The 25117-nt window shown below is 71.1% G+C and carries 25 protein-coding genes; 12 read left to right on the top strand and 13 right to left on the bottom strand.

What is annotated here, in order from left to right:
• Window positions 1-8 precede the first annotated feature (8 nt).
• The 8 genes from ACGFIO_RS02700 to ACGFIO_RS02665 all read right to left on the bottom strand — a co-directional run bounded on the left by ACGFIO_RS02700 (window position 9) and on the right by ACGFIO_RS02665 (window position 9199).
• The gene (locus ACGFIO_RS02700) at window positions 9-725 is read right to left on the bottom strand and encodes an ABC transporter ATP-binding protein (RefSeq protein ID WP_392821105.1); all 717 of its coding nucleotides are present in this window, start codon (window positions 723-725) and stop codon (window positions 9-11) included.
• On the bottom strand, window positions 722-1495 hold the full coding sequence (locus ACGFIO_RS02695) for an ABC transporter ATP-binding protein (protein WP_392821103.1): 774 nt from the start codon (window positions 1493-1495) through the stop codon (window positions 722-724). The genes ACGFIO_RS02700 and ACGFIO_RS02695 overlap by 4 nt, the downstream gene beginning before the upstream one ends.
• Before the next feature lie 311 nt (window positions 1496-1806).
• A complete protein-coding gene (locus ACGFIO_RS02690) occupies window positions 1807-2442 on the bottom strand; it encodes an alpha-ketoglutarate-dependent dioxygenase AlkB (RefSeq protein ID WP_392821101.1) in 636 nt (211 codons plus the stop codon).
• 21 nt (window positions 2443-2463) lie between these two features.
• Complete coding sequence (locus tag ACGFIO_RS02685; RefSeq protein ID WP_392821099.1) at window positions 2464-3501, bottom strand: succinate dehydrogenase/fumarate reductase iron-sulfur subunit; 1038 nt, start codon at window positions 3499-3501, stop codon at window positions 2464-2466.
• Entirely contained in the window at window positions 3502-5412 is a 1911-nt protein-coding gene (locus ACGFIO_RS02680) for a fumarate reductase/succinate dehydrogenase flavoprotein subunit (RefSeq protein WP_392821097.1), read from the bottom strand.
• Between the two features lie 13 nt (window positions 5413-5425).
• A complete protein-coding gene (locus ACGFIO_RS02675) occupies window positions 5426-6232 on the bottom strand; it encodes a hypothetical protein (protein ID WP_392821095.1) in 807 nt (268 codons plus the stop codon).
• Window positions 6233-6401: 169 nt separating this feature from the next.
• Window positions 6402-7766: a metallopeptidase TldD-related protein gene (locus tag ACGFIO_RS02670; RefSeq protein WP_392821094.1), complete on the bottom strand. Its 1365-nt coding sequence runs from the start codon at window positions 7764-7766 to the stop codon at window positions 6402-6404.
• Window positions 7763-9199 carry a TldD/PmbA family protein gene (locus ACGFIO_RS02665; RefSeq protein ID WP_392821091.1) on the bottom strand — a complete coding sequence of 479 codons (1437 nt, stop codon included), beginning with the start codon at window positions 9197-9199 and terminating at the stop codon, window positions 7763-7765. Before ACGFIO_RS02665 ends, ACGFIO_RS02670 begins: the two co-directional genes overlap by 4 nt.
• A gap of 128 nt (window positions 9200-9327) precedes the next feature.
• Here ACGFIO_RS02665 and ACGFIO_RS02660 point away from each other — a divergent pair, with 128 nt between their 5' ends.
• Entirely contained in the window at window positions 9328-9825 is a 498-nt protein-coding gene (locus tag ACGFIO_RS02660; protein ID WP_392821090.1) for a GNAT family N-acetyltransferase, read from the top strand.
• Between the two features lie 172 nt (window positions 9826-9997).
• On the opposite strand, the gene ACGFIO_RS02655 is transcribed toward ACGFIO_RS02660, so the two are convergent.
• The 3 genes from ACGFIO_RS02655 to mshB form a co-directional block, all read right to left on the bottom strand.
• Complete coding sequence (locus ACGFIO_RS02655; RefSeq protein ID WP_392821087.1) at window positions 9998-10462, bottom strand: hypothetical protein; 465 nt, start codon at window positions 10460-10462, stop codon at window positions 9998-10000.
• A gap of 82 nt (window positions 10463-10544) precedes the next feature.
• Window positions 10545-10976, bottom strand: a complete 432-nt coding sequence (locus ACGFIO_RS02650) for a hypothetical protein (protein WP_392821085.1) — start codon at window positions 10974-10976, stop codon at window positions 10545-10547.
• A complete protein-coding gene (gene mshB, locus ACGFIO_RS02645) occupies window positions 10973-11851 on the bottom strand; it encodes an N-acetyl-1-D-myo-inositol-2-amino-2-deoxy-alpha-D-glucopyranoside deacetylase (RefSeq protein WP_392821082.1) in 879 nt (292 codons plus the stop codon). Before mshB ends, ACGFIO_RS02650 begins: the two co-directional genes overlap by 4 nt.
• Window positions 11852-11910: 59 nt before the next feature.
• Here mshB and ACGFIO_RS02640 point away from each other — a divergent pair, with 59 nt between their 5' ends.
• Both ACGFIO_RS02640 and ACGFIO_RS02635 read left to right on the top strand, forming a co-directional pair.
• Complete coding sequence (locus ACGFIO_RS02640; RefSeq protein WP_392821080.1) at window positions 11911-13722, top strand: prolyl oligopeptidase family serine peptidase; 1812 nt, start codon at window positions 11911-11913, stop codon at window positions 13720-13722.
• Window positions 13719-14141, top strand: coding sequence for a Uma2 family endonuclease (locus ACGFIO_RS02635; protein ID WP_392821078.1), 423 nt, complete (start codon window positions 13719-13721; stop codon window positions 14139-14141). The genes ACGFIO_RS02640 and ACGFIO_RS02635 overlap by 4 nt, the downstream gene beginning before the upstream one ends.
• Window positions 14142-14159: 18 nt before the next feature.
• Here ACGFIO_RS02635 and ACGFIO_RS02630 read toward each other — a convergent pair whose 3' ends face one another.
• A complete protein-coding gene (locus tag ACGFIO_RS02630; RefSeq protein WP_392821075.1) occupies window positions 14160-15116 on the bottom strand; it encodes a GNAT family N-acetyltransferase in 957 nt (318 codons plus the stop codon).
• Window positions 15117-15224: 108 nt separating this feature from the next.
• On the opposite strand from ACGFIO_RS02630, the gene fdxA reads away from it, so the two are divergent.
• From fdxA to ACGFIO_RS02600, 6 genes are all read left to right on the top strand, one after another.
• Complete coding sequence (fdxA, locus tag ACGFIO_RS02625; RefSeq protein WP_392821073.1) at window positions 15225-15554, top strand: ferredoxin; 330 nt, start codon at window positions 15225-15227, stop codon at window positions 15552-15554.
• 3 nt (window positions 15555-15557) lie between these two features.
• Entirely contained in the window at window positions 15558-16649 is a 1092-nt protein-coding gene (dapC, locus tag ACGFIO_RS02620) for a succinyldiaminopimelate transaminase (protein WP_392821071.1), read from the top strand.
• Window positions 16650-16751: 102 nt separating this feature from the next.
• Window positions 16752-17150, top strand: coding sequence for a hypothetical protein (locus ACGFIO_RS02615; RefSeq protein ID WP_392821067.1), 399 nt, complete (start codon window positions 16752-16754; stop codon window positions 17148-17150).
• Window positions 17147-18541, top strand: a complete 1395-nt coding sequence (locus tag ACGFIO_RS02610) for a WXG100 family type VII secretion target (RefSeq protein WP_392821064.1) — start codon at window positions 17147-17149, stop codon at window positions 18539-18541. Before ACGFIO_RS02615 ends, ACGFIO_RS02610 begins: the two co-directional genes overlap by 4 nt.
• A gap of 494 nt (window positions 18542-19035) precedes the next feature.
• Window positions 19036-20097: a S8 family serine peptidase gene (locus ACGFIO_RS02605; protein ID WP_392821061.1), complete on the top strand. Its 1062-nt coding sequence runs from the start codon at window positions 19036-19038 to the stop codon at window positions 20095-20097.
• A gap of 206 nt (window positions 20098-20303) precedes the next feature.
• Window positions 20304-20978, top strand: a complete 675-nt coding sequence (locus tag ACGFIO_RS02600; protein ID WP_392821058.1) for an SIMPL domain-containing protein — start codon at window positions 20304-20306, stop codon at window positions 20976-20978.
• Window positions 20979-21216: 238 nt separating this feature from the next.
• On the opposite strand, the gene ACGFIO_RS02595 is transcribed toward ACGFIO_RS02600, so the two are convergent.
• Entirely contained in the window at window positions 21217-22494 is a 1278-nt protein-coding gene (locus ACGFIO_RS02595) for a DUF4407 domain-containing protein (RefSeq protein ID WP_392821056.1), read from the bottom strand.
• A gap of 416 nt (window positions 22495-22910) precedes the next feature.
• Between ACGFIO_RS02595 and ACGFIO_RS02590 the strand changes: the two genes are divergently transcribed.
• The 3 genes from ACGFIO_RS02590 to ACGFIO_RS02580 all read left to right on the top strand — a co-directional run.
• Window positions 22911-23471: a hypothetical protein gene (locus ACGFIO_RS02590; protein WP_392821053.1), complete on the top strand. Its 561-nt coding sequence runs from the start codon at window positions 22911-22913 to the stop codon at window positions 23469-23471.
• 72 nt (window positions 23472-23543) lie between these two features.
• Window positions 23544-24107 (top strand): hypothetical protein, encoded by a 564-nt coding sequence (locus ACGFIO_RS02585; protein WP_392821052.1) that lies wholly within the window; start codon window positions 23544-23546, stop codon window positions 24105-24107.
• Window positions 24108-24380: 273 nt separating this feature from the next.
• The coding region (locus tag ACGFIO_RS02580; RefSeq protein ID WP_392821050.1) for a class I SAM-dependent methyltransferase at window positions 24381-25117 on the top strand (737 nt) is incomplete at its 3' end.

Below are 25117 nucleotides of genomic sequence, written 5' to 3'. Positions count from 1 at the left end.
CGGCCCCCTCAGAAACCCAGGTACGCGTGCCGGAGCTCGTCGTCGGCCCGCAACGTCGCCGCGTCGCTGCGAGTGACGATGCGGCCTAGCGACATGACCACCCCGGCATCGGCGATGGACAGTGCGCTGCGTACGTTCTGCTCGACCAGCAGCACGGTCAGCCCGGTGCGGTCCCGCAGGTCGCGCAAGAGGCCCATGATCTGGGCGATGACCCGCGGTGCCAGGCCCAGCGACGGCTCGTCCAGCAGCATCAGGCGCGGCCGGCCGATCAGCGCCCGGCCCAGCGCGAGCATCTGCCGCTCGCCGCCGGACAGCTGGTGGCCCGGGTGCCGCTTACGCCGGGCCAGCGGCTCGAACAGCTCGTAGACCTCGGCCCGGGCCGCGCGGGCGTCGGCCTGGTCGCGGCGCCACAGCCCGCCCAGGCGCAGGTTCTCGTCCACGGTCAGCTCGGTGACCACGCCGCGGCCCTCGGGCACGTGGGCGATGCCGCGGCGCACCATCTGCTCGACCCGGGTGGCGCGCAGGTCGGTGCCGTCCAGGCGTACCTCTCCTTTGGACGGCTTGACCAGACCGCTGAGCGTACGCAGCAACGTGGTCTTGCCCGCGCCGTTGGCCCCCAGCACCGCGACGATCTGGCCCGGCTCGATGCTCAGATCGACGTCATGGAGTACGGGCGCCGCCCCGTAACCCGCGGTCAGCCCCGTGACCTCGAGGAGCGCGCTCACGCCGCTTCCCCCAGGTAGGCCGCCGTGACGGCGTCATTGGCGCGGATCTCGCCCGGCGACCCGAAGGCGACCGGCTTGCCGAAGTCGAGCACCAGGATGTCGTCGCAGATGGACATGACCAGGTCCATGTGGTGCTCGACCAGCAGCACCGAGCAGTCGAGGCCCCGGATCAGCTCGCCCAGCCCGGTGATCTCGTCGGCGCCGAGGCCACCGGCCGGCTCGTCGAGCAGCAGCAGCCGCGGCCGGGCGACCAGCGCGCGGGCCAGGGCCACCCGCTTGCGGACGGCGTAGGGGAGGCCGCCCGGCAGCGTGGGTGCGTGTTCGGCGACCCCGCACAGGCGCAGCGCCTCCATCGCGTCGCCCCGCCGCCGGCGCTCGTCCCGTTCCGACCGCGGCAGCCCGAACAGTGCCGCCGCGAAGCCCGCTGTGGCCGCGTGGCCCGTGCCGGCCAGCACGTTGTCCAACACCGACAGACCGCCGAACAGCCCGACTCCCTGCAGCGTGCGGGCGATGCCGAGCCGGGTCAGCCGGTGCGGCTTCGGACGCAGCGCCCGGCCGTCCAGCGTGATGGCGCCGGTGGCCGGCGGCACGAACCCGCACACCACGTTGAAGAGGGTGGTCTTGCCGGCACCGTTGGGCCCGATCACCCCGACGGTACGGCCGGGCGGCACGCGCAGCGAGACGTCGTCGAGGGCCACCAGCCCGCCGAACCGCACCCCGATCCGATGCAGGGCCAGCCCTTGGTTGTCGTCGGGATCCTGCTCGGCCATCGACCCACCTCAGCTCTGAGGGAAGCGTCCACAAGGGATAACGCTCGATGGAAACTTATTACACTGCGAGTGTAAGTTTCTCGGTCGGCTTGTCAATGACTTGTTACGCTGGTGTTGCCGGCCACCTCGTCATTCTGCGCCGCGCATAGATGAAAAGCGATGCTTTGATCACTCTCTTCGCTCGGCCCGGCGGACGGCTCGCCGCCACCCTGGTCGCGAGCGTCACGGTGATCGCCGCCGCTCCGCCTCTCCGCGCTCGTCACGCGTCGGCCTACGCCCCGGTTGACCCGACCCGGGTCGGCGGCTGACGGTCAGGCGACGCCGGTGGGGCGGAACTGGACGCTGACCCGAGGGCCGACCGGCCTGGCGGTCTTGGGGATGGCGTGCTCCCACGTGCGCTGGCACGAGCCGCCCATCACGATCAGGTCGCCGTGACCCTGGGGGAGGCGCAGCGTCTCGTGGCCCCCGGCCCGGGGGCGCAGCATCAGGTTGCGGGGCGAGCCGAACGACACGATGGCCACCATGGTGTCGTGCCGGGCCGAGCGGCCCAGGGTGTCGCCGTGCCAGGCGACACTGTCGCGGCCGTCGCGGTAGAGGCACATGCCGGCGGTGACGAAATCCTCGCCCAGCTCGTCGGCGTAGTAGGCGTTGAGCCGGGCCTTCGCCTCGGTCAGCGCCGGATGCGGCAGTTCCTCGCGGCCCGAATACCACCGCAGGAGCCGCGGCACGTCGACGACACCGTCATACATCGGCCGGCGCTCGGCCCGCCAGTCGACGTCGGCCAGCAGGGTCTCGAAGACGGGGTCGGAGCCCTGGACCCAGCCGGGCAGCACGTCGACCCAGGCGCCGGCGGTCAGGGTGTGCCGGACGAGGCGGCCCGGCAGCGGCTCGATCGCCGCGGCCGGGCCGCTCATCAGGTCGAACATCGACGGCTGATAGGCGGTCATGCCGCCCATCGTACGCCTGTGCTAATGGGTGTGCTTCTGATCTTTCTCTGGTTCCGGGTGATGGTAGGTGACCCGGTCGGTGGCCAGCGGGAACTCGTGCTCGTCACCGAACGGCGACGGCCCGCCCTGCTTCTGCGACAGGAGCTCGGCCACGTCGAGCTTGCCGTCGGCGGCCACCTCGGGCGCCTCCGGCAGACGGGCGCTGGAGAACGGCGTGGTGGTCCCGGAGGCGACGCCAGTGACGCCCATGGTGTTGCTGGGCGCCATGTTGGTGGCGGGCGAAGGCTCGCGGGACTGCTTCTCCAACTCGTCCCGGCGGAAGATCTTGCGGCCGAGCCAGACCAGCGGGTCGTACTTGTTGTCGACCACGCGCTCCTTCATCGGGATGATCGCGTTGTCGGTGATCTTGATGTGCTCGGGGCAGACCTCGGTGCAGCACTTGGTGATGTTGCAGTAGCCCAAGCCCTGGTGGTCACGGGCGTAGTTCTTGCGGTCGGTCCGCGCGTCCAGCGGGTGCATGTCCAGCTCGGCGGCCCGGATGAAGAACCGCGGCCCGGAGAACGCCTCCTTGTTCTCCTCGTGGTCGCGGACCACGTGGCAGGTGTTCTGGCAGAGGAAGCACTCGATGCACTTGCGGAACTCCTGGGACCGCTCGACATCGACCTGCTGCATGCGATAGTCGCCCGGCTTGACATCCGCCGGCGGCGCGAAGGCCGGCGTCTCCCGGGCCTTCTCGTAGTTGTACGAGACATCGGTGACCAGGTCGCGGATGACCGGGAAGGTCCGCAGCGGCGTGATCGAGATGGTCTCGTCGTCTTCGAAGGTCGACATCCGGGTCATGCAGCCCAGCCGCGGCATGCCGTTGATCTCCATCGAGCACGAGCCGCACTTGCCCGCCTTGCAGTTCCAGCGGCAGGCCAGGTCGGGCGCCTGCGTCGCCTGCAGCCGGTGGATGATGTCGAGGACGACCTCACCCTCGTTGACCTCGACGTCGTAGTCCTGGATGTCCCCGCCGGACGAGTCGCCCCGCCAGACGCGGAAGTGACGCTTGGTGCCCAATTACTTCGCCTCCCCGGCGATGGCGTCGAACTCCGCCAGCTCCTCGTCGGTCATGTACTTGCTCAGCTCGGTGCGGTCGAACAGGCTGATCAGCTCGTCCCGCATCTTCGGCAGCGGCTTGCGTTCCAGCAGCACGTCCCCGGCGTCGTCGACCGAGCAGACCAGGTTGACCCGGCGCCACTCCGGGTTCATGCCCGGGTGGTCCTCGCGGGTGTGGCCACCGCGCGACTCCTCCCGCTCCAGCGCCGCCTTGGCCGTGCACTCGGAGACGACCAGCATGTTGCGCAGGTCGAGGGCAAGGTGCCAGCCCGGGTTGTACTTGCGGCCGCCGATCGCGCCGACGTTGGCCACCCGGGCCTTGAGATCCTGCAGCCGCTTGAGCGCGTCGGACAACTCGCCCTCGCGCCGGATGATGCCGACCAGGTCACCCATCACGGCCTGCAGATCCTGCTGCAGCGTGTACGGGTTTTCCCCGGCCTGCCGGCTCAGCGGGGCCAGGGCCGTGTCGACCGCCTGCTCGACGTCGGAGGTGGCGACCTTCGGCCGCTTGGCCAGGGCGTCGGTGTACGCGGCGGCGTGCTCCCCGGCCCGCTTGCCGAACACCAGCAGGTCGGACAGCGAGTTGCCGCCCAGCCGGTTGGAGCCGTGCATGCCGCCGGACACCTCGCCCGCGGCGAACAGCCCCTCGACGTGACCCGAGGCGGCGCCGGTGTCCGGGTCGACCTCCACCCCGCCCATCACGTAGTGGCAGGTGGGACCGACCTCCATCGGCTCCTTGGTGATGTCGACGTCGGCCAGTTCCTTGAACTGGTGGTGCATCGAGGGCAGCCGCTTGATGATCGTCTCGGCCGGCATGCGACTCGACACGTCCAGGTAGACGCCGCCGGCGGGCGTACCCCGGCCGGCTTTGACCTCGCTGTTGATCGCCCGGGCGACCTCGTCGCGGGGCAGCAGCTCGGGCGGGCGCCGGTTGTTGTCCGGGTCGGTGTACCAGCGGTCGGCTTCCTCCTCGGTTTCCGCGTACTGCTTGCGGAACACGTCGGGGACATAGTCGAACATGAAGCGTTTGCCGTCGGAGTTCTTGAGCACGCCGCCGTCACCGCGCACCGACTCGGTCACCAGGATGCCCTTGACCGAGGGCGGCCAGACCATGCCGGTCGGGTGGAACTGCAGAAACTCCATGTTGATCAGCGTGGCGCCGGCCCGCAGGGCGAGCGCGTGGCCGTCGCCGGTGTACTCCCAGGAGTTCGAGGTCACCTTGTAGCTGCGGCCGACGCCACCGGTCGCCAGCACCACGGCCGGGGCCTCGAGCAGCAGGAACTCACCGGTCTCACGGTAGTAGCCGAACGCCCCGGCCACCGCGTCGCCGTCCAGGATCAGCTCGGTGATGGTGGTCTCGGAGAAGACCTTGATGCGGGCGTCGTACGAGCCGAACTCGCGCTTGTCCTCCTGCTGCAGCGACACGATCTTTTGCTGCAGGGTGCGGATCAGTTCCAGCCCCGTGCGGTCGCCGACGTGCGCCAACCGCGGGTACTCGTGACCGCCGAAGTTCCGCTGCGAGATCTTGCCGTCCTTGGTCCGATCGAACAGCGCGCCGTAGGTCTCCAGCTCCCAGATGCGTTCCGGAGCCTCCTTGGCGTGCAACTCGGCCATCCGGAAGTTGTTCAGGAACTTCCCGCCGCGCATGGTGTCGCGGAAGTGGACCATCCAGTTGTCACGGCTGTTCACGTTGCCCATGGCGGCGGCCGCGCCGCCCTCGGCCATGACGGTGTGCGCCTTGCCGAACAGGGACTTGGAGATGATGGCCGTCTTCTTGCCGGCGAGCCGGGCCTCGATGGCCGCCCGCAGGCCGGCGCCGCCGGCGCCGATCACGACGACGTCGTAGTGGTGTCGTTCGATTCGCGTGGTCACGTCAGGTTGTCCCTCAGCCAACGAACCGCAGGTCGGGGAACCAGCCGGCGGACAGGGCCATGATGTAGAAGTCGGTCAGCGCGAGCGTGCCCAGGGTGATCCAGGCCAGCATCATGTGCCGGGCGTTCAGCTTGGACGCGAAGGTCCAGAAGCGGTATCGCACCGGGTGCTTGGAGAAGTGCTTGAGCCGCCCGCCGGCGATGTGCCGGCAGGAGTGGCAGGACAACGTGTACGCCCAGAGCATCACCACGTTGCCGACCAGGATGATGTTGCCCAGCCCGAAGCCGAAGCCGTCGCCGCTGCGGAACGCGATGATCGCGTCCCAGGTGTTGATCAGCGAGATGATCCCGGCGGCGTAGAACGCGTACCGGTGCAGGTTCTGACCCAGCAGCGGGAACCTGGTCTCGCCCGAGTAGGTCTTGTGCCCGTCCGGCACCGCGCAGGCCGGCGGCGACAGCCAGAACGCCCGGTAGTACGCCTTCCGGTAGTAGTAGCAGGTGAGCCGGAAGAGCAGCAGGAACGGCAGCGTGAAGGCCGCCTCCGGGATCAGCCAGAAACTCGGCAGCGGGGTGCCGAAATGAGCCGCGTCGGGGACGCACCGGTCGGTGATGCACGGTGAGTAGAACGGCGTCAGGTAGTGGTACGTCTCGACGAAATACCACTTGTGCATGAACACGCGGACAGTCGCGTAGATGACCCACGCGCTCAAGCCCACAAAAGTGATCAGCGGCGCGAACCACCACCGATCGGTACGCAACGTCTTCGCCGCGATGGCGGCGCGCGCACGCGCCGAACCCGGCCTCGTTGCCGTCGTCGTCATTCCCATCTCCCTGACTCGCCCGGTCGGGACCCGCGCTGGGGGCGCACGAATCAGCGCAGTCGACGGGCGTCCGCATGTGTGGCACACGTTACGCCGAGGTTCCGGGACGCACCTTCTAAGGTCAGCCTCGGTTCGTCACATTTCACATTCGGGCTGCTCGGCTGCCGCGTCAGCCGCTCGCGTTGCCGGTGAGATTCCAGCTGCGCAGGTGCAACGCGGGCACCGTGATGCGGTGCCCGGCCCACCGGTCCGGGATCGGGACGCCCTCGCCGCCGACCCCCGCGACCTGGCCCGGCCCGAGCGCCTGCGGATAGTTCTGGGTGAAGCGCATGTTGCCCACCGCGCCGACCACCTCACCGCCCTCGACCAGCCACACCCCGTTGCGGGTGAGCCCGGTGATCACCAGGCTCTTCTGGTCGAGCACGCGGGTGTACCAGAAGTCGGTGATCAGCAGCCCACGGTCCATGGCCGCCACCAGCGGGCGGGCCGACGGGGCGACCGGGCCGTCCGGTGCGCTCGCCGCGGTGGCCGGCCCGGGCCGCATCGAGGGCTGATGGGCGACCGGGCCCCAGACGAACGAGATCGTCGACGCGTGCCCGGTGGTGGCCGCCCCCGCCTCGGCGGCCGAACGCCGGTCATGCGTGACCGCGGCCGTCGTACCCCCGTCGATCAGGGTCAACGGCCGCAGCGGCGTCCCCTCCAGGTCGAACGGCAGCAGCCCGCCCGGGTCGTCGAGGACGGTCACGGCCGGATCGAACTGCGCCTCCCCCAGCCGCGCGAACGACTCGCCACGGGTGAACGCCCGGCCGTTGAAACCGAACGTCGACAGGTTGTTGAGCAGGTCGCTGACCGCGTCCGGTTCCAGCACCACCTCGTAGCGTCCCGGCGGCAACTCGGCCGCCCGGCCGGCCGCCCGGGCCTTGGCCGCCGCCCGGGCACCCAGCGCCGCGCCGTCCAGCACGGCGATGCGTTCGCCGGCCAGCCGGGCCACGCCGTCCACCCCGTTGTCCCGGGCGATGCCGTCCATGTCCGCACCCGCCGCCTGACCCGACACCGACTGGCCGGCCGAGTTGGCGAAGGCGCCGGAACGGTAGTAGGTGCGGCAGTAGCCGGCCGTCTCCAGGCCGCCGGCCGCGTCCACGAACGCACGCACCCGGGCCGCCCGCTCGGCCGGACCGGCGCCGGCGGTGGCCTCGTCGAAACCGTTCCGGTCGGCCGCCGGCGTCGGCGCGGTCAGCCCCGCCCACGCCTCGTCGACCGGGGTCAGCCCGGCCGCGGCGATCGTCCGCTCCACCAGCGACTCCAGGCCGGCGCCGTCGGTGACAGTGGTCGAACTGGTCGCCGTCCGCCCGTCCAGGTGCAGCCGCAGCCGCACGGTGGTGGTCGCGTCGGCCACGTTCTGGTGGATCGCCGAGTTGGCGAACCGGGTCAGCGCCTCGGCCGAATGGTGCACCATCACCTCGGCCTGGGCGGCCGCCCCGGCCTTGGCCCGGACGATCTCGACGACCCGGCCCGCCGTGGTCAGCTCGCTCATCCCCGCACCCCCACGCGCACGCCGGTGAACCGGGCCGGCGCCGCCGGATGCCCCGTGTGCCCGACCTGACCCGGCTGGCCCTTGCCGCAGTTGGGCGTACCCCAGGAAACGGTCTCCGAGGAAAGCATGTCCATCGACTGCCAGAACCGCGGCCCGATCCCGGTGTAGGTCGGGTTGCGCAGCATCCGCCCCAGCTTCCCGTTCTTGATCTCCCAGCCGATCTCGCAGCCGAACTGGAAGTTGAGCCGCCGGTCGTCGATCGACCAGGAACGGTTGATGTCCATGAACACGCCGTCGTCGGTGCTCCCGATGATCTCGTCGAGGGTGTGCGGCCCCGGTTCCAGCCCGACATTGGTCATCCGCACCATCGGCAGCCGCGACCAGCCGTCCGACCGCACACTGCCGGCGTAGTCCAGCCCCGCCACCGCGGCCGAGTCGCGCCCGGCCAGCACGCCCACCCAACGTCCATTGCGGACCGCGTCCCGTGGCGTCGCCGGGGTGCCCTCGTCGTCGTACCCGAAACTGCCCAGCGCCCCCGGGATCGTCGGATCGATGGTGATGTTCATCAGCTCCGAGCCGTACCGCAACGACCCGAGCTGCCCCAGATCGAGCCAGGACGTGCCCGCGAAGGCCGCCTCCCACCCCAGAATCCGGTCGAGCTCGATCGCGTGCCCCACCGACTCGTGGATCTGCAACGCCATCTGCTCGCCCCCCAGCACCAGCGTGGTCTCGCCGGACGGGCACAGCGGCGCCGTCAGCAGCGCTCGGGCCTCCTCGGCCATCCGCGGCGCGTTCTCCACCAGGGCCAGCTCGTTCACCAGCTCCCAGCCCCGGGTGCCGTACTGCCCGCGGTGCGACGGCCACGACCGCCGCTGGATCTCACCGTCGCCGAACGCGCTGGCCGTGACCCCCGCGCCGCATTCCCGAAGGTGCTGGTCGATCCGGTGCCCGTCACTCGACGCGAACCACTTGCGCGTGTCCCACACCTGGTAGAGGCCCTCGGCCAGATCGGCGCCGGCCTCCTTGGCCGCCCCGGTCGCGGCGACCAGCAGGTCACCCTTGTCGGAGAGCGGAACGGACAGCGGATCGATCGCGCACGGGCTGGCCCACGACGCCTCGGTCACACCGGTCGGCACGAGGTTGATCGGCGGCCCCGGCACGGACGCGCTCGCGGCGGCGATCTGCGCGGCCCGCCGTCCCGCGGCCCGGGCGGCGGTGTCGGTGAGATCCGGCATGGCGTAGAAGCCCCAGCTCGACCCGACCAGCGCACGCACACCCAATCCGGCGCTCTCGTCCGAGGCCAGCCCTTCGATCTCACCGTCGCGCGCGGTCATCGACTCGGTGCGTCGCACCATCACCCGCGCGTCGGCATAGCGTGCCCCGGCATCGAGAGCGGCCTGGATCGCCGCCCCCGCCGCGTCGAACTCACTCATGTCCATGACCCTATGCGTCCGACGTTTCCGCCGCCCACCCCGATTCCTCGAGATCAATAGAGCCTCGTCTTTCCCGAGATCAAGAGCTTGTCGTCGTAGCGGGGTGGGCTCGGGGCTAGGGTGGCGGGGTGGTGGAGCTGCGGCCGGCGACGGAGGCGGATGCCGAGGCGATGGGCCGGGTCTGGGCGTCCGCGTGGCGGGACGGGCATCTGGGGCTGGTGCCGGAAGAGCTGGCCGAGGTGCGCACGCCCGAGTCGTTCCTGGAACGCGCCGCCGCCCGGGTCGCCGACACCACGGTGGCCGACGTCGATGGTGTGCTGGCCGGGTTCTTCATGGTCGACCGGGACGAGGTGGAGCAGGTCTTCGTGGACGCCCCGCACCGTGGCACCGGAGTGGCGGCCGCACTGCTGGCCGAGGCGGAACGTCGAGTGGCGGCGGCCGGCCACCCGGCAGCGTGGCTGGCCGTGGTCGACGGCAACGCGCGGGCGCGGCGGTTCTACGAGAAGGCCGGGTGGCACGACGCGGGCCCCTTCGACTACGCGGCCCGCGACGGCGCCCGGACCATCCCGGTCCCGTGCCGCCGTTACGTCAAGGACGTCAGCGGCGGCGCAGCCATCCCGCGATAGCGGTCCGCCCAAGCGCCCACCAATGCGAGCTGCCCAGACGGCGCTGCTGGTCCAAGGCGCCGTGGCTGCCCATGCGGCGTGGGGCGGGGGTGGCAGGGCGGGGCGGTGTCTGGGGCTCGGATACCGCGCAGGGCCACCACTGTCGGAGGCAGTGGAAGGGCTGGGGAGGGGGTCAGCGGCGGACTACGCGGCGGGGCTTGGTCGCGCGGGACTGGGCGAAAGCGCTCAGGGTGCGCGAGCGGTAGTCCCGGCCCAGCGCCGTGGCCACCCAGTAGCCGAGGGCCGTCCCCACGATGGCGAAGCCGCCGTACAGCCAGATCTGGGAGAAGAAGTTGCCGGCGCCGCCCTCGAACGGGCCGTCACCACTGATGAACGGGCCGACCAGGATGGTCAGCAGCATGCCGAGGACGGCGGCCGCGGCCAGGTCGGGGAGCCACTCGGCGGGGCGATGCCGCTGCGAGCGGATGAACGTGATGACCGCGAGGGCCAGGCCGATGACGCCGAACATCACCAGGGACACGTTGCCCTCGGCGGTGTCGTCGTCGTGGAAACCCAACCGGATGATCAGCCGTGCGATCACGTTGATGGCGAACAGGCCGAGCGCCGCCAAGGCGATCATCATCCACCGTCGCTTCACTGCTACCTCCCCGCGCGCCGTGTGTCTGTCCTACCGCACACGTTCCGTGGGACGGGATCGTACTTCCCGGTGAACGTGCCCCCTAGGGGGTGGTCCGGCTGAGGATCATCCGGTACGCGAAGACGGCGAACGACAGGCTGCCGACCAGGATCATGACCAGGGCGATCCAGTCGTCGCCGCCGAGCAGGTAGTCGCCCTCGTCGGTTCGGGCGCCGGCCGCGAACAGCATCAGCACGGTCCACAGCACCCACGGCACGCCGACCGCCCACCGGCGCCGCGTGGTGTGCAGCGCGAACCAGGCCAGCGCCCAGTTGACCACCACCGCGAAGAGGACCGAGGCGCCGATCGGCACGCCGGCGATGCGCAGCGGGGTCAGGTAGAGCTCGGCGACCGCGGTGACCAGCGTCGCCAGCACCGACACGATCAGGCCACCGGTGCGGACCAGGGTGCTGTCGGCCGGCGGTGGGGGTGGCGGCGACTCGCTCGTCGGCGCCGGCGAGGTGGACACGGTCATCGGCGGTCCGTGGCGAACAGGCCGCTGAACAGGTCACTTTCCCAGCCGTGGGGACCGCCGACCTCGCCCCGCGTGCCCTTGGCCAGGGTGAAGTACTCGACGCCCATGAACTCGCCGCCGAAGTCGCCGGCGATGCCGTAGAGCCAGGAGTTGTCGGGGATCTGGGTGGCGTGGGCGCGCATGGCGGCCACCTTTTTCTCGTACTGATCGGTGCCGTCGATCCGGGCCGCGATCTCGTCGTCGGGGTGGCCGAACGGCAGGTCCTCGACCCGCTCGACGTCGGCGAACGGGTTGTCGTCGAGCCCGCGGAACGCCTCGATGCCGTTCTCGAGGACGCTGCGCGGCATCGCGGTGAAGTAGATCTTGGCGGGGGCGTCGGCGCCGGCCAGTTCGGCCGCCCGCATCGCCACCCGGTGGGACATGATGTGGTCGGGGTGGCCGTAGAAGCCGTTGTCGTCGTACGTGATCATGACCTGCGGGCGTACCTCACGCATGATCTCCAGCAGGTAGCCCGCGGCCTGGTCCAGATCTGCCTGCCAGAAGCACCGCGGGTGCCGGTTGGTCTCGAGCCCCATCATCCCGGAGTCGCGGTAGCGGCCCGCCCCGCCCAGGAACCGGTGGTCGGTGACGCCGAGCGCGGCGCAGGCCCGTTCCAGCTCGGCGATCCGCCAGCCGCCGAGCTGGTCGGCCTGCTTGGCCTCGAGCTGAGCCAAGGCCGGCACGTGGATCTCGCCTTCCTCACCGAGCGTGCACGTGACCAGGGTGACCCGAGCACCTTCAGCTACGTAGTGGGCCATCGTGGCGCCGGTTCCGGTCACCTCGTCGTCGGGGTGCGCGTGCACGAGCAGCAGGCTCCGGGGATCTGACTCCGTCACCCGGGCAACTCTACGGGCAACCTGGACCAAGGGCGGGCGCGGAGGGGCCTTGATCAGGGATGCTGGTTGCCGTGGACTTTCCCGACCTCGTGCGGCGCTCCGGCGGCTTCCGCCACGGCGCCCCGCACGACGTGGTGGTCGGCGGCGACGGCGCCCGGGTGGTGTTCCGGCGCTCGGCCGGCCGGTTCGACGCGGCCGCGTCACTCTGGGTGCTGACCGTTGCCACGGGCGTGGAGCAAGAGGTGGCGGCCGTCGCCACGGGCGGGGAGCGTCAGGTGGCGGCCGGGCCGGTGGAGCGGTTCGGGATCGATCGGGACGCCACGACCGCCGCCTACGCGGTCGGCGGCCGGCTGTTCCGAGCCGATCTGCGTACCGGTGACGTGACGGCCGTGCCCACCGCCGAGCCCGCCACCGACCCGCGGCCCGACCCGGCCGGGGTGAACATCGGCTATGTCACGCCGGACGACTGCCTGCGCATCGCCGGCCCCGACGGCGCCGACGAGCTGCTGGCCGGGGAGCCCGCGGGCACCTCGTGGCGGGATCCGGGCGGCGTGCGGTGGGGGGTCAGCGACCCGGCCGGGCGGGAGTTCGGCCGGTGCCGGGGCTGGTGGTGGGCCCCGGACGGCGGCCAGGTGCTCGCCGCGCGTACCACCGGGTCGGTCTCGTTGCACCTGCTCGACCTGGACGGCGGCTGGGTCGATGTGCACTGGGACCGGGAGACCTACCCCTATCTGGTGGACGTGCACTGGGCCGACGGCGGCGGCCCGCTGATCACCGTGCTGCGCCGGCTGCAGCAGCACGGGCTGGTGCTGTCGGTGGATCCGCGGACGGGTGAGACGCAGGTGCACGCCGAGTTGGCCGACGCGCGCTGGGTGGAGCCGATCCCGGGTACGCCGCGGCACCTGCCCGACGGCCGGGTGCTGGTCGGCGGCGAGCTGGCCCACGACGGCTTCGACGCGCGGTGCCTGTTCGCCGACGGCAGCCTGCTCACCCCGCCCGGCCTGTACATCCGCCGGGTGATCGGGGTGCTGCCCCGCGCCGACCTGATCGTCGAGGCGACCGAGGGCGACCCGGCGACCCGGGACATCTTCCGGATCCGGGCGTCGGCCGGTGGGGGCCGCACCGAGGCGACCCGGCTGGGCCCGGCCCGGCCGGCCGCGGCCGGCGGTGACGTGCTGGTGATCGGCGAGGAGGTGCGGCGCGGCGACGTGGTGGTGCATCGGCTGCGGTCGTACGTGGAGCCCCTGCCGTACTCGCCGCATCCGATCCTGTCCCGGGTGACCGACCGCCGCCTCCCCGCCGCGGTCCTCTACCCGCCCGAGCACCTGACCGGCTCGCGGCTGCCGGTGCTGCTCACCTTCGGCGACGGTCCGGGGCGGCAGCAGGTGACCCAGGACCCGGCCGGGTGGCAGGAGCGCTGCTGGTGGGCGGCCGCCGGCTTCGCGGTGGTCAGTGTCGATCCGAGGGGTACGCCGGGAGTGGCGCCCAGCTTCGAGAAGGCGGTGCATCGCCGGCTGGCCGACGTCACGCTGGCCGACGTCCTCGACGCGCTCCGCGACCTCACCGGCAAGCATCCCGACCTGGATCTGACCCGGGTGGCCGCGCACGGCACCGGGCTCGGCGGCTGGCTGGCCGGTCTGGCCGTGACCCGCCGCGGCGACGCGGTCCGTTGCGGCGTGGCCCGTGACCCGGTCACCGACTGGCACGACCTGCCGCCCGCGTTGGCCGAGCGTTACCTGGGCCGGTCGGCCGATGCCCCGGAGATGTACGCCCACCACGCCCTCGCCCCCGACCTGCCCCATCCGGCCCTGCTGATCTCGGTCGGCGATCTCGACGCGGAACGCGACTTCGTCCGGGAGCTGCTGGGATGAACGAGATGTGGGACGGCAACATCGTGGTCCGGCCCGGTCCGAGCCCGCGCCACCAGCTGATCATCGAGGCGCTGGCCGGGGCGTTGCGGGTCGGCCGCGGTGACCTCAACGTGCTCGTCGGTGTCACGGTCCGGCTCAGCGACCAGCGCGTGGTCATCCCCGACATCGTGGTCACCGGCCCGATCGACATCGACGAGCCGGTCGTCGACGCGGCCGACGTGCTGCTGGTCGTCGAGGTGGTGTCGCCGGTCAGTTCCAGCCTCGACCACACCTTGAAGATGCACGGGTACGCCGAGGCCGGCATCCCGTGGTACCTGCTGGTCGAGCAGGACAGCAACGCTCTGCGCGGCCACTACCTGGTCGGTGACGTCTATCAGGAGCGTGCGGTCATGCGACTGGAGCAGATTCTCGGGCGGTGAGCACCGTCAGCACCGACCTCAGGGACTGACCCGGGTCAGATAGGTGTGGTGGGTCGTGAAGCCCAGCTTGCCGTAGAGCGCGACAGCCGGCGTGTTGCGTTCCTCCACCTGCAGGTAGACCCGGGTCGCGCCGTGCTGCGTCGCCCACTGGGCCATCGCGCGGACCACGTGCGCGGCCAGCCCGGTGCGGCGTGCGCTCGGCGCCGTCTGCAGCAGCGCGATGCCGTGCCAGCGCTGCGCGCCGGTCACCGTTCCCCGGGCCACCGCGAGCAGCTCACCCGCGGCGTCGCGGACCTGGGCGAAAACCGCGTCGGGTACGCCCGTGAGCACGCGTTTCGCGGCCGGCGGCAACGTGCCCTTGTGGTCGGCGACCATCGCGTACCAGTCATCGGACGGATTGTCGGCCAGCGCGACCGGCGGCAGGTCCGTGCGCGCCGCACCGGCCAGCAGCCGTTCCATCGGCGCGGTCTGCACCAGCGTGAGTGGCCGGGCCGACCAGCCGCGCTCGTCCAGGGCGGCGTTGACCGGCGCGGCCAGCGGCATCGGCGCGTTGATCAGCGCCTGCTGGCCGTGGTCGGTGTACCACCGGGTGACCGCGTCGATGGCCTCCTCGAGGGTGCGGTCGGGGTCGCCGACGGCCAGCGCGGAGTTGGCACGTCCGGTCCAGTTTTCCGCCGCCCGCAGGATCCAGCCGCCCAGCCGGGCCTGAACCGGGGCGGGCCAGGCGTCGTTGGCCGCGAGTTCCAGGCCGATGACCTCGGCCGCTGGTGGGCGGCGGGCCGCCGGCACCCGCTTGGCCCGGTGGACCTCGTGCAGGGGTACGCGCACGGTGCCCTTGGCGGTCGCGATGGTGAGATCCGTCTCGGTCAGATCGACGAGTTCCCCGAGGGCATCGGAGAACAGCGTCCTATCGGCGGAAACGCCTACAATTCGGCGTACCACCACCCGGTGTCCCACATCCTGCCGTCGGAGCACGCGCGACCTCCCTCCGGCGAGATACTAGGCTTTGCTTGCTGCCGCACCGCCCACCGCCCATCGCCAGCGCGGCTTGGGTGCCGAAGGGCCAGAAGGGATCTAACTGCCGTGACATACATCATCGCTGAGCCCTGCGTCGATGTGCTCGACAAGGCCTGCATCGAGGAGTGCCCCGTCGACTGCATCTACGAGGGCAACCGGATGCTCTACATCCACCCCGATGAGTGTGTGGACTGCGGCGCGTGTGAGCCGGTCTGCCCCGTCGAGGCGATCTTCTACGAGGACGACGTCCCGGAGCAGTGGAAGGACTACACGAACGCCAACTACGAGTTCTTCGAAGACCTGGGGTCGCCCGGCGGCGCCTCCAAGGTCGGCAAGGTGGAAAAGGACGCGACGTTCGTGGCGGCCCAGCCGGCCGGCCTGAACGGCGAGCACTGACCCGTGCCGCTGTCGTCGAAGCTGCCGGATTTCCCCTGGGATCTGCTCGAGCCGGCCAAGACGGTCGCGTCCGCGCACCCCGGCGGCATCGTCGACCTCTCCATCGGCACACCGGTCGACCCGGTTCCGCCGTCGATCCGCGCGGCGCTCGCTGAGGCGTCGGACGCGCCGGGCTACCCCCTGACCGCGGGTACGCCGGCGCTGCGCGAGGCGATCGCCGGCTGGGTCGCCCGGTTCTGTGGCACCACCGCCCGGGTCGGCGGACTGCCCACGATCGGCTCGAAAGAGCTGGTGGCGTGGCTGCCGACCCTGCTCGGGCTCGGGCCCGGCGACGTCGTGGCCATTCCGGAGGTCTGCTATCCCACGTACGAGGTGGGGGTGCGGTTCTCCGGGGCCACGGTGGTGCGGGCCGACTCGCTGACCGCGCTGGGACCCGATCCGCGTGTACGCGTGCTCTGGGTCAACTCACCCTCGAACCCGACCGGCAAGGTCCTGCCGGTCGCCCACCTGCGCAAGGTGGTCGCCTGGGCGCGGGAGCGGGGCGTGACGGTGGTCAGCGACGAGTGCTACCTGTCGCTGGGCTGGGACGCCGCACCGGTGTCGATCCTGGCCGACGAGGTCTGCGACGGCGACGTCAGCGGCCTGCTGGCCGTGCATTCCCTCTCGAAACGGTCCAACCTGGCCGGTTATCGCGCCGGGTTCGTGGCCGGCGACCCGGCCCTGGTCGGCGAGTTGCTCGCGGTCCGCAAGCACGCCGGCATGATCGTGCCGGCGCCGGTGCAGGCGGCGATGGTGGCCGCCCTGGGCGATGAGACCCACGTGGCCGAGCAGCGCGACCGCTACTCCTCCCGCCGGGTGATTTTGCGCGAGGCGCTGCTCGGCGCCGGATTCCGCATCGACCACTCCGAGGCCGGCCTCTACCTCTGGTCGACCCGCGACGAAGACTGCTGGGCCACTGTGCGATGGCTCGCCGAACGCGGCATCCTCGCAGCTCCGGGCGCTTTCTACGGCCCTGCGGGCGCGCGCCACGTGCGCGTTGCCCTGACCGCCTCGGACGAGCGGGTCGCCGCCGCCGCGCAACGCCTGACCGCCTGACTCCTCAGTTATCCACAGTGGGTCCGGCACGGGTACCCATGCGTCCCACGCTGCGGTTACCCTCGATGCGTTGCCGTTGAGAGCGATCACGGGGAGGCAGCGATGGGTGATCCCTCCATCAATGTGGAGACCGGCGAACTGAACAATTTCGCCGAGGACGTCCGGTTCGACTCCGACGAGGTGTTCCGGCCCGCGGTCAGCCGCGCGGCGGTGACCCTGTCCGGCGTCAACTTCGGTCAGAAGAACGCGAGCGGCGCCGTGCACGCGGCCAAGACCCGCTATTCGCAGGCCATGAGCTCGCACATCCGCAACCTGAACGCGTACGTCGAAGCGGCCGGCATCATGGCCGCCGCCGCCGAGATCGTGGCCCGCGAGTTCGACGCCGTCGACGCCAACAACGCCGAGGCCGCGGCCCGGGTCAACGCGATGCTGCGGACCGCCACCGACGAGGCCCACCGCAAGGCGTTCGAGCAGGTCAAAGGCATCGAGGGGGCGGCATGAGCGACGCGCCGCTGACCTCGAGCTGGTGCACCAACTGGGGCTCGTTCAACACGCCCCGGCTGTGGGCCATGGTGGCCGACGAGGACGACCCCGAGGCCTGGCGCCAGGTCGCCGCCTGGGGTGACGTCGCCATCGCGGTCAAGGACCAGCACAACCGCTTGAAGGCGGCGAAAGAGGCACTGATCGCCGCCTGGCCGCCCGCACAGAACGCGTCCGCCGACGCCTTCGTCACCGAACTCGACAACCTGCTGACCAGGATGGACTCCGCCCGCACGGACGCCGACGCCACGGCCGACGGCCTGGCCAACATCCTCGAGTCGCTGCGCCAGGCCAAAGCGCAGATCAAGCCGCTGTACGAGCAGTACAAGGACAAGAACAGCGACTGGGTCCCCGGCTGGTTCGACAACGCCGAGGACGAGATCGACGAGCAGGCCCGCAACATCATGATCACGACCGAGCAGGTCGTCGAGCAGAACGTGCCGTCGCTCAAGGTGCCCGACCCCTACCAGATGGATCCGAACGCGAAATCCGGCTACACGCCCCCCGCCGAGAACGACGCGGGCCAGGGCGGCAGCCACTACAGCGGACCGCCGACGTCGTCCTCGGCCGGCGGTGGCGGGTCTTCGTCGTACGGCCCCGTCGGCTCGTCGTCCGGCGCCGGGCCGGGCTCGCACACGGAGATCGCCGTGCCGCACGACCCGGTGCCGCCGCTGCCCGGCATGGACCCGATCGCACCCTCCGACGGCGGTGGCGGTGGCGGGTCGACCGTGGGATCGACCGGCCCCGACCTGGCCGGGGTGACGCCCCTGCCCGGTCCGCCGCCGGTGGTCACGCCGTCGCCCGGGGTGCCTCCGGTGATCGGCGGCCCGCCGGTGACCCCCGGTCCCGGGCCGGCCATCCTGCCCGGCCTGCCGCCCACTCCGCCCATCGGTGGTGGTGGCGGTCCCATCGGTGCCACCAAGCCGTTGACCTCGACCAACTTCCGGTCCGCCCCGGTCGGTGGCCGCGGCGCCCTGCCGTCGGGCGCGGTGATCGGCGAAACGGTCGGCCGCAGCGGCCCCGGCGCGGGCCGACCCGGCAGCGTGTCAGCCGGCAACGTCGGCCGCGGCGGCCTCCGCGCCTCCTCCGGTGTGCGGGGCGGCCAGAAACCACCGCGCCCGTCCTGGCTCCCGCCCGAGGAGTCCGCCGGCATCCGCAACACGGCGTCCCAGACCGGGCTGTCCAACTCCCGCCGACCCAACGGCCGCGACGAAGACACGCCCGACGGACCCCACTTTGACCCCGACAATCCCTGGCAAACCGACTCCGGGGTGGCCCCGGTCATCAAGCCCCAAACGAGCAACCCACGCCACGACCCTGGGCCCAACGTGATCGGTGGCTACCGCGGGTGATCGCCAACCACCCCACCGAGCCCGTTGCCCCGGCGGCGGGCTCGCCCTCCTCCCGGCCGGCCTCTTCCTCCCCGCCGGTGGTTTCCGCTCGGCCGGTGGTTTCCGCTCGGCCGGTGGTTTCCGCTCGGCCGGTGGTTTCCGCTCGGCCGGTGGTTTCCGCTCGCTCCTCCCCGCCGGTCCTCCCCCGGACGGTCCCCGCTTCGGTGGCCGCCCCTTCGCTTGCGGCCTCTTCCCCGGTTGGGCTTTCGCCCGCGCTCTCTTCCGCGGCCGAGTCTTCGGGGCGCCTCTTCGCGCCTGGGCGGGCTTCTGGGTCTACGCGGGCTTCTGGGTCTGGTCGGGCCTTCGGGCTCGAGTGGGCTTCCGGGTTTGGGCGGCGGGCTTCCGGGGGCGGGCGGGTTTCTGTGTCTGGGCGGCGGTCGTCCGGGGGCGGGCGGCCTTTGGTGTCTGGGCGGCGTGCTTTTGGGGGCGGGCGCTGGGGGCGGCGAGTGGGTGCCGTGCTGGCGGTGTTTGCGCTGGTGGGGGCGGTTCCTGCGCCGGCCCGGGCGGACTCGGTGCGGGACAAGCAGTGGTATCTGGATGCGCTTGATGTGGCGGCGGCGCAGCGGATCAGCAAAGGCTCCGACGTGGTTGTCGCTGTGCTGGACACCGGCGTCGACGCCAAGCATCCGGATCTCGAGGGCGCGGTGCTCGACGGCAACAACACGACGCGGCCGGGGGCCAAGGGGAACGCCGACACCGAGGGCCACGGCACCGGGATGGCCGGGATCATCGCGGCGCGCGGGCGGGGGAGCAGCGGGGTGGTCGGCATCGCGCCGGCGGCCAAGATTCTGCCGATCCGGCCGGCCACCGACCCGACGTTCGCGGCGGACGGGATCCGCTGGGCGGTGCGGCACGGCGCCAAGGTGATCAACATGTCGTTCGGGCTGCCGGACTCGGAGACGCTGCACTCGGCGATCCGCGAGGCGTCCGACGCCGGCGTGGTGCTGGTGTCGTCGGTCGGGAACACCGGCGACAAGGGCAACGCCCCCGACTATCCCGGCGCGTACCCGGAAGTGATCGGCGTCGGCGCGGTCGGCCGGGACGGCAAAGTGGCGAAGTTCTCCCAGCACGGCCCGCAGGTCGACCTGGTCGCGCCGGGCGTCGACATCGAGCAGGCCGGGCTCTACGGGACCTACCGCAACGGCTTCGGCAGCAGCAACTCGGCCGCCGTCGTGTCCGGGGCGGCCGCCCTGATCCTGGCCAAGTATCCCGACCTGACCCCGCAACAGGTCACCGACCGCCTCACCGCCACCGCCGGCGACAAGGGCGACAAGGGGCGCGACGACTACTACGGCCACGGCGAACTCGACCTGGTCAAGGCCCTGACCGCCGCGCAGCCGGCGTCGTCCTCGCCGCCGCCGGCCGCCCAGGCGCCGGCGCGCGCGCCCGACTCCAGCGCGAGCGACGGTGACGGCGACAGCGGGATCCCGCCGCTGCTCTTCGTCGGTGCGGGCGTGCTGCTCCTGATCGTCGCGGTCGTCGCCCTGACGATGGCGGTGCGTCGCTCCCGCGCCTGACCCCAAGACCCGGAGGGTGGCGCCGCTCTGGCCGGGCGGTTCGGGGTCGGCGGGACAGTTCTTGGGGCGGGAGGCTGGCTGGGGCGACGGGACAACCCGGCGGCGGGTGAGGAGAGCTTGGATCGCTGGCTGGCCTGGTTGGCGGGACGTTTCTGTGGGCGTACCCATCAGAATGTGACTTTGAATGCGGGTGGGAAGGGGACGTGATGGGGGAGCGGGAACCGGCGACCGTCGTGGTGCGGGGGGAGGCCGTGCGGGAAGTGCCGCCCGAGTTGGCGTTGGTGTCGGTGACGGTGGAGGCGCGGGAGGCCGACCGGGGGACGGCACTGGCACGGCTGACCGAGCGGGCGGCGGAGTTGCGCAGTCACCTCGATGACTTTGAAGCGGCGATCGAGCGGCGGGAGTCGGGGGGTGTGCAGATTCATCCCGAGCTCAAGCGGGAAAAGGTCGTCGCCTATCGCGCGGCGGCCACCACGACTGTGATGGTGTCCGACTTCGCGGCGTTGGGGGAGATTCTGCTGCGGCTCGGGCGGCTCGGGTCGGCCAGTGTTTCGGGGCCGTACTGGCAGCTCAAGCCGGGGAGCCGGGCCGGTGCGGAGGTGCGGGCGGAAGCGATCGGGGACGCGTTGCGGCGGGCCCGGGAATACGCAGCGGCGGTGGGGGCGCGGGTCGACCGGCTGATCGAGATCGCCGATGAGGGGGCCGGTGGGGTTCAGCCGGTCATGCACCGGGGGATGGCGTTCGCGGCCAAGGCCGAGTCGGCCGAGCTTGACCTCGATCTTGACCCGGCGCCGCAGACCGTGCAGGCATCGGTGGTGGTGCGGGTCTCCATCACCGAGCCCGAGCCGACGGCCGTGCACGGCGCGCCGGTGTCCGAATAGGATCAGGGGCCCTATGATCACTCTCGGTTGATGTTGTGACCGTTCCGTGACATCTCGGGACGATAACGAACGAAGTCTGGCGCGGGTGGCACAGACCGGTCGGGGGCAGCGAAAACGGGCCCCTGAGTCAGGGGCCCGTCACCACGGCGCAAGTCGCCAGAGCGGCCTAGCCGCCGGTCAACAGAGCGTGGGCAGGCGATGCGCCGGAGCACATAGTAGCGCCTTGGTGCAACTTGCGTTAAGTCCGAACGGGCTTCTGGTTCGCCAAGCGATCGACCGGGCGTTCCGGTTGCCCGGAGAAATGCCGTGATCTCGGCTTATATCCGGCTACGTTGTCGCGGAGCTGAGCCCGGGCCCGTTCGGCGGCCATCTCGGTGAGCCCCTCGTCGCGGGTGGCCGCGTCCACACCACCGGCCACCACCCGCATCGTGGCCTCGCCGTACACCCGTGCGTCGGCGACCCCACGCTCGTAGGCGATCAACGCAGCGTGCTCGCGTTCGCGGGCGGCACGGGCCTCGGAACGCTCGTACGCGTTGCCCCGGGAGACGAATTTGAGCCCCACCGCCGCGCAGTCCAGGGCGACCAGCAGCAGCGCGATCCCGACGTAGAAGATGCCGATGCCCCAGAAGTCGCTGGTCACCAGGTGGGCCATCGCGCTCGTGCGGGCGCCGAAGCCGGCGTCGGCCCGGATCGCGGCCGCGTTCTGCTCACGCTGGTCGGCGATCAGCCGGGTCAGTGAAACCATTTCCTGGGTACGCGCGTCCCGCGCCGACTGCTGCGTCGCCTTCAACTTCGACGCCTGCCGGTCGAGTCCCGCCGCCTGGTCGTCCAGGGCGCGCGAGCGGCGTACCAGCTTGTCGCAGTCTCCGCCGGCCGGACAGCCGGCCTTGCGCGAGATGCCGTCGCCGAGCGAGTCCTGCAACGCCTGCTGGTAGAGCGCCCGCGCGTCACGCCGCTTGGCCACCGCCTGCCCGGTGAGCTTGGCCACGGCGGCGTCGTCCTCGGCATCGCGCTGCTTGAGGAACGTCAGCCGCTGGTCGTACGCCCCGAGCGCACCGGACGACGACATCGCCAGGATCTGCTGGTTGTGCACCTGGTTCAGGTACGCGTCGATCTCGCCTTTGTAGCGCGCCAGCATCAGTGGCTCGGTGATGATCACCGCGAACAGCAGCGCCAGCCCGACCCGGCCCAGGTAGAGCCCGAGCGTCGGCCGTTTCAGCAGGTGGCGGGGGTCGGCCGAGTCCAGGTTCTGGTAGCTGATGGCCACCCGGCCGACCACCGCCCGGTCGTACGCGACAACACCGATCGCCACCAGCGGCCCGACCACCCACTGCCACCACGGGTGTGTGTAGTTGGCGCTGGCCTCGACGAACGCCGCCCCGCCGAGCGTGGCGTACACGAAGTAGAGCAGCACGAAGACGCCGATCGCGCTGTACAGCACCCGGTCGGAGTGCGTGGTCACGCTCTCCGGGTTGACGTTGGCCACCCGGAGGAGCACGTCCCGGCGCCTCGGCATGCACTTGAGTCTTACCGATTACAGGTCCGTCCGTCGCCGATTCGGGTAGACGGGCAGCACGACCACAAGGGCAAACCCCTTCGCGGGTACGCGGGAAAGCCTCGACCATCGCCATCAGTTTGAGTGCCGCTAACAGAAGTGCTACCCCAGATGTACGCGCAGGTCAGGCCAATTTACGAATGTTTCGTGCGGCACCGGTGGTAGCGATTCACATTTGGTGCTCTACCTCGTTGGGATTAGCCCGTGTGCAGCATGACTTGCGGACGGAATCCCGATCAACGAATCGCCCCTGATCAGGGAATATGGATCCTGCCGCGAAACGCGAAACGTGAAATCGGAGCGCAGGAGGAACTCGCCGCATGCGGATCATCAGCAGCAGGCCTGCGACCACCACAACCGTCGAGCAGGGTACCGACATGGCAGTACTGCCGGAACCGGACGAGCCCACGTGGGAGGTCAGGCAGCCGAAGTCGGGACGGTCCGGGATGAGCAGGTTCGACGGTCGTACGCGCTCGATCCTCATCGTGGCGGCGGTCGTCGCCATCGTGGTCAACGCCGGCGTGGCCTGGGCCTACTGGCGGATCGCGGGCTCGGAGACCAGCGTGCGGGCCGGCGCCACGGTCGAGCTCGCCCTGCGCGCGCGGTCCGACCTCAACCGGCCGCTGAGGCCGGGCGGGACCGGCAACCTGACCGTGACGCTGACCAACGACTACGACTTCCCGATCCGGATCACGACGGTCCGGCCGGCCCTGGGCGCCCCGGTGGCCGACGACGAACATCGCGACAGCGGCTGCCGCGACCCGAAGGTGACCATGACGCGGGAATCGTTCGAGGTGAACTGGGACGTCGCCAAGAACACGATCGGCGCGTTCTCGATCCCGGACGCGCTGACGCTGGCCGAGGGGACGCCGGCGGCCTGCCACGGTGCCACGTTCACGGTTCCGATCCAGGTCAGCGGCCTCAGCCAGGGGCAGTGAGCCGATCAGCCGCGTGGAGTAAAAGCCGCGAACCCGGCACTTGATCATGGGGAGGGCAGTAGCTTCCTGTGCGTGAAAAAGCTGCTGCTGGGCCTGGCCCTCGTCCTGCCGATCGTCGCGGTGCCGCAGGGGGCTCAGGCGGCCGCGAAGGTCACCGTCAGCCCGTCCACGGTTCTTCCGCGGGTCGCGCCGTGCGGTGGCGTCAACACCTTCACGGTCAGCGGCCGGGGCTTCAAGCCGTACGAGACGATCGACCTGGCCGTCGGCGGCCTGGCCTACGGCAGCATGCGGGCGGACGGCGCCGGCGGCTACCGGAAGTCCGCCGAGATCAAGGCGGTCCCCTCCGGCTATTACCCGGTCAAGCTGGCCGGCCGGCAGGGCAGCAAGGCCCAGGCCAAGATCCGGATAGGCTGGGCCGGCTGCTGGACCCGCTCACACGGCGTGCTGACCGTACGCGGCGCCGGCTTCGCACCCACCGACGCCATCGACATCATCCTGGACGACGAGATCGTCGCCGTGGCCCACAGTGACGCCCGGGGTCGCTTCGAGTCGAAGGTCGACTGCCCCCAAGGCGACCCGACCCTCTCGGTCGAAGGCGATGAGCACGCCCTCGACTTCGGCGTCGTCGACTGTTGATCTGAGCCTCGGTGGTAGGTCTGGGCGGTATCCGCGCCGCGGATACCGCCCAGACCTACCACCGGAAGTTCGCAGCCCGGCCCCGGCTGGACCTCGTTTCGTACCCGGTCGGATGGTGGGCGCGGCCCGGGTTGGGCTTCGTCTCGTACCCCGGCCGGGCGGCGAACGCGGCCCGGGACTTGACGGCGCTGTTATCGGGGCGTAACCAGAGCGTGCCGCGGAACACGCACAACTGCGGCCGAATCTCCACCGACCGCTGGTTACCGTCGTGAGGTGCAAACGATTCCGGAGTATGACCGGCTGATCGGCGAGGCCGAGGGCGTGCCGCTGGTGGGCTGGGAGTTCGGCTGGCAGGACGGCCGAGCGGTCGGTTTCGACCCCTCCTGGTCGTTCCCGCATCTCGCCCGGCCGCTGGTCCGCCGTGCGAGCAGCCTCCTCGACCTCGACACCGGCGGTGGCGAGCTGCTCGCCGAGCTGGCCCCCCTGCCCCGGCACACGGTCGCGGTCGAGAGCTGGGCGCCGAACACACCGGTGGCCCGCGACCGCCTCACCCCCTTCGGTGTCTCGGTGGTGACTGAGCTGCCCGGCGGCGAGAACGAGTTCGACGTGGTGCTCAGCCGCCACGGCCGGTTGCCCGCCGACGACATCGCCCGGTTGCTCACCCCCGGCGGCACGGTGCTCACCCAGCAGGTGGGCAGCGGCGACCTGGCCGAGCTGAACGCGGCCCTGGGCGCCCCGCCGCCGTATTCGAAGCGCTGGACGGCCGCCGACGCGGTGACCGCCCTCGAGGCCGCCGGGCTGGAGGTGACCGACGTCCGCGAGGAGCGTCCCGAGGTCGCGTTCCACGACGTCGGAGCGATTGTCTACCAGCTGCGAGCCGTCCCGTGGCAGGTCCGCGACTTCTCGACGCAGCGTTACGACCGCGAACTCCGCCGCATCGACGCGATGATCCGCACAGCCGGCCAGTTCAAGGTCACCGCCCACCGTTTCCTGGTGGCCGCCCGTCGCTC

This window comes from Actinoplanes sp. NPDC049265 (assembly GCF_043197135.1).
Lineage (GTDB): Bacteria > Actinomycetota > Actinomycetes > Mycobacteriales > Micromonosporaceae > Actinoplanes.
The sequence above is the reverse complement of the archived record's forward strand: the minus strand, read 5'-3'. Positions and strand labels throughout refer to the sequence as shown.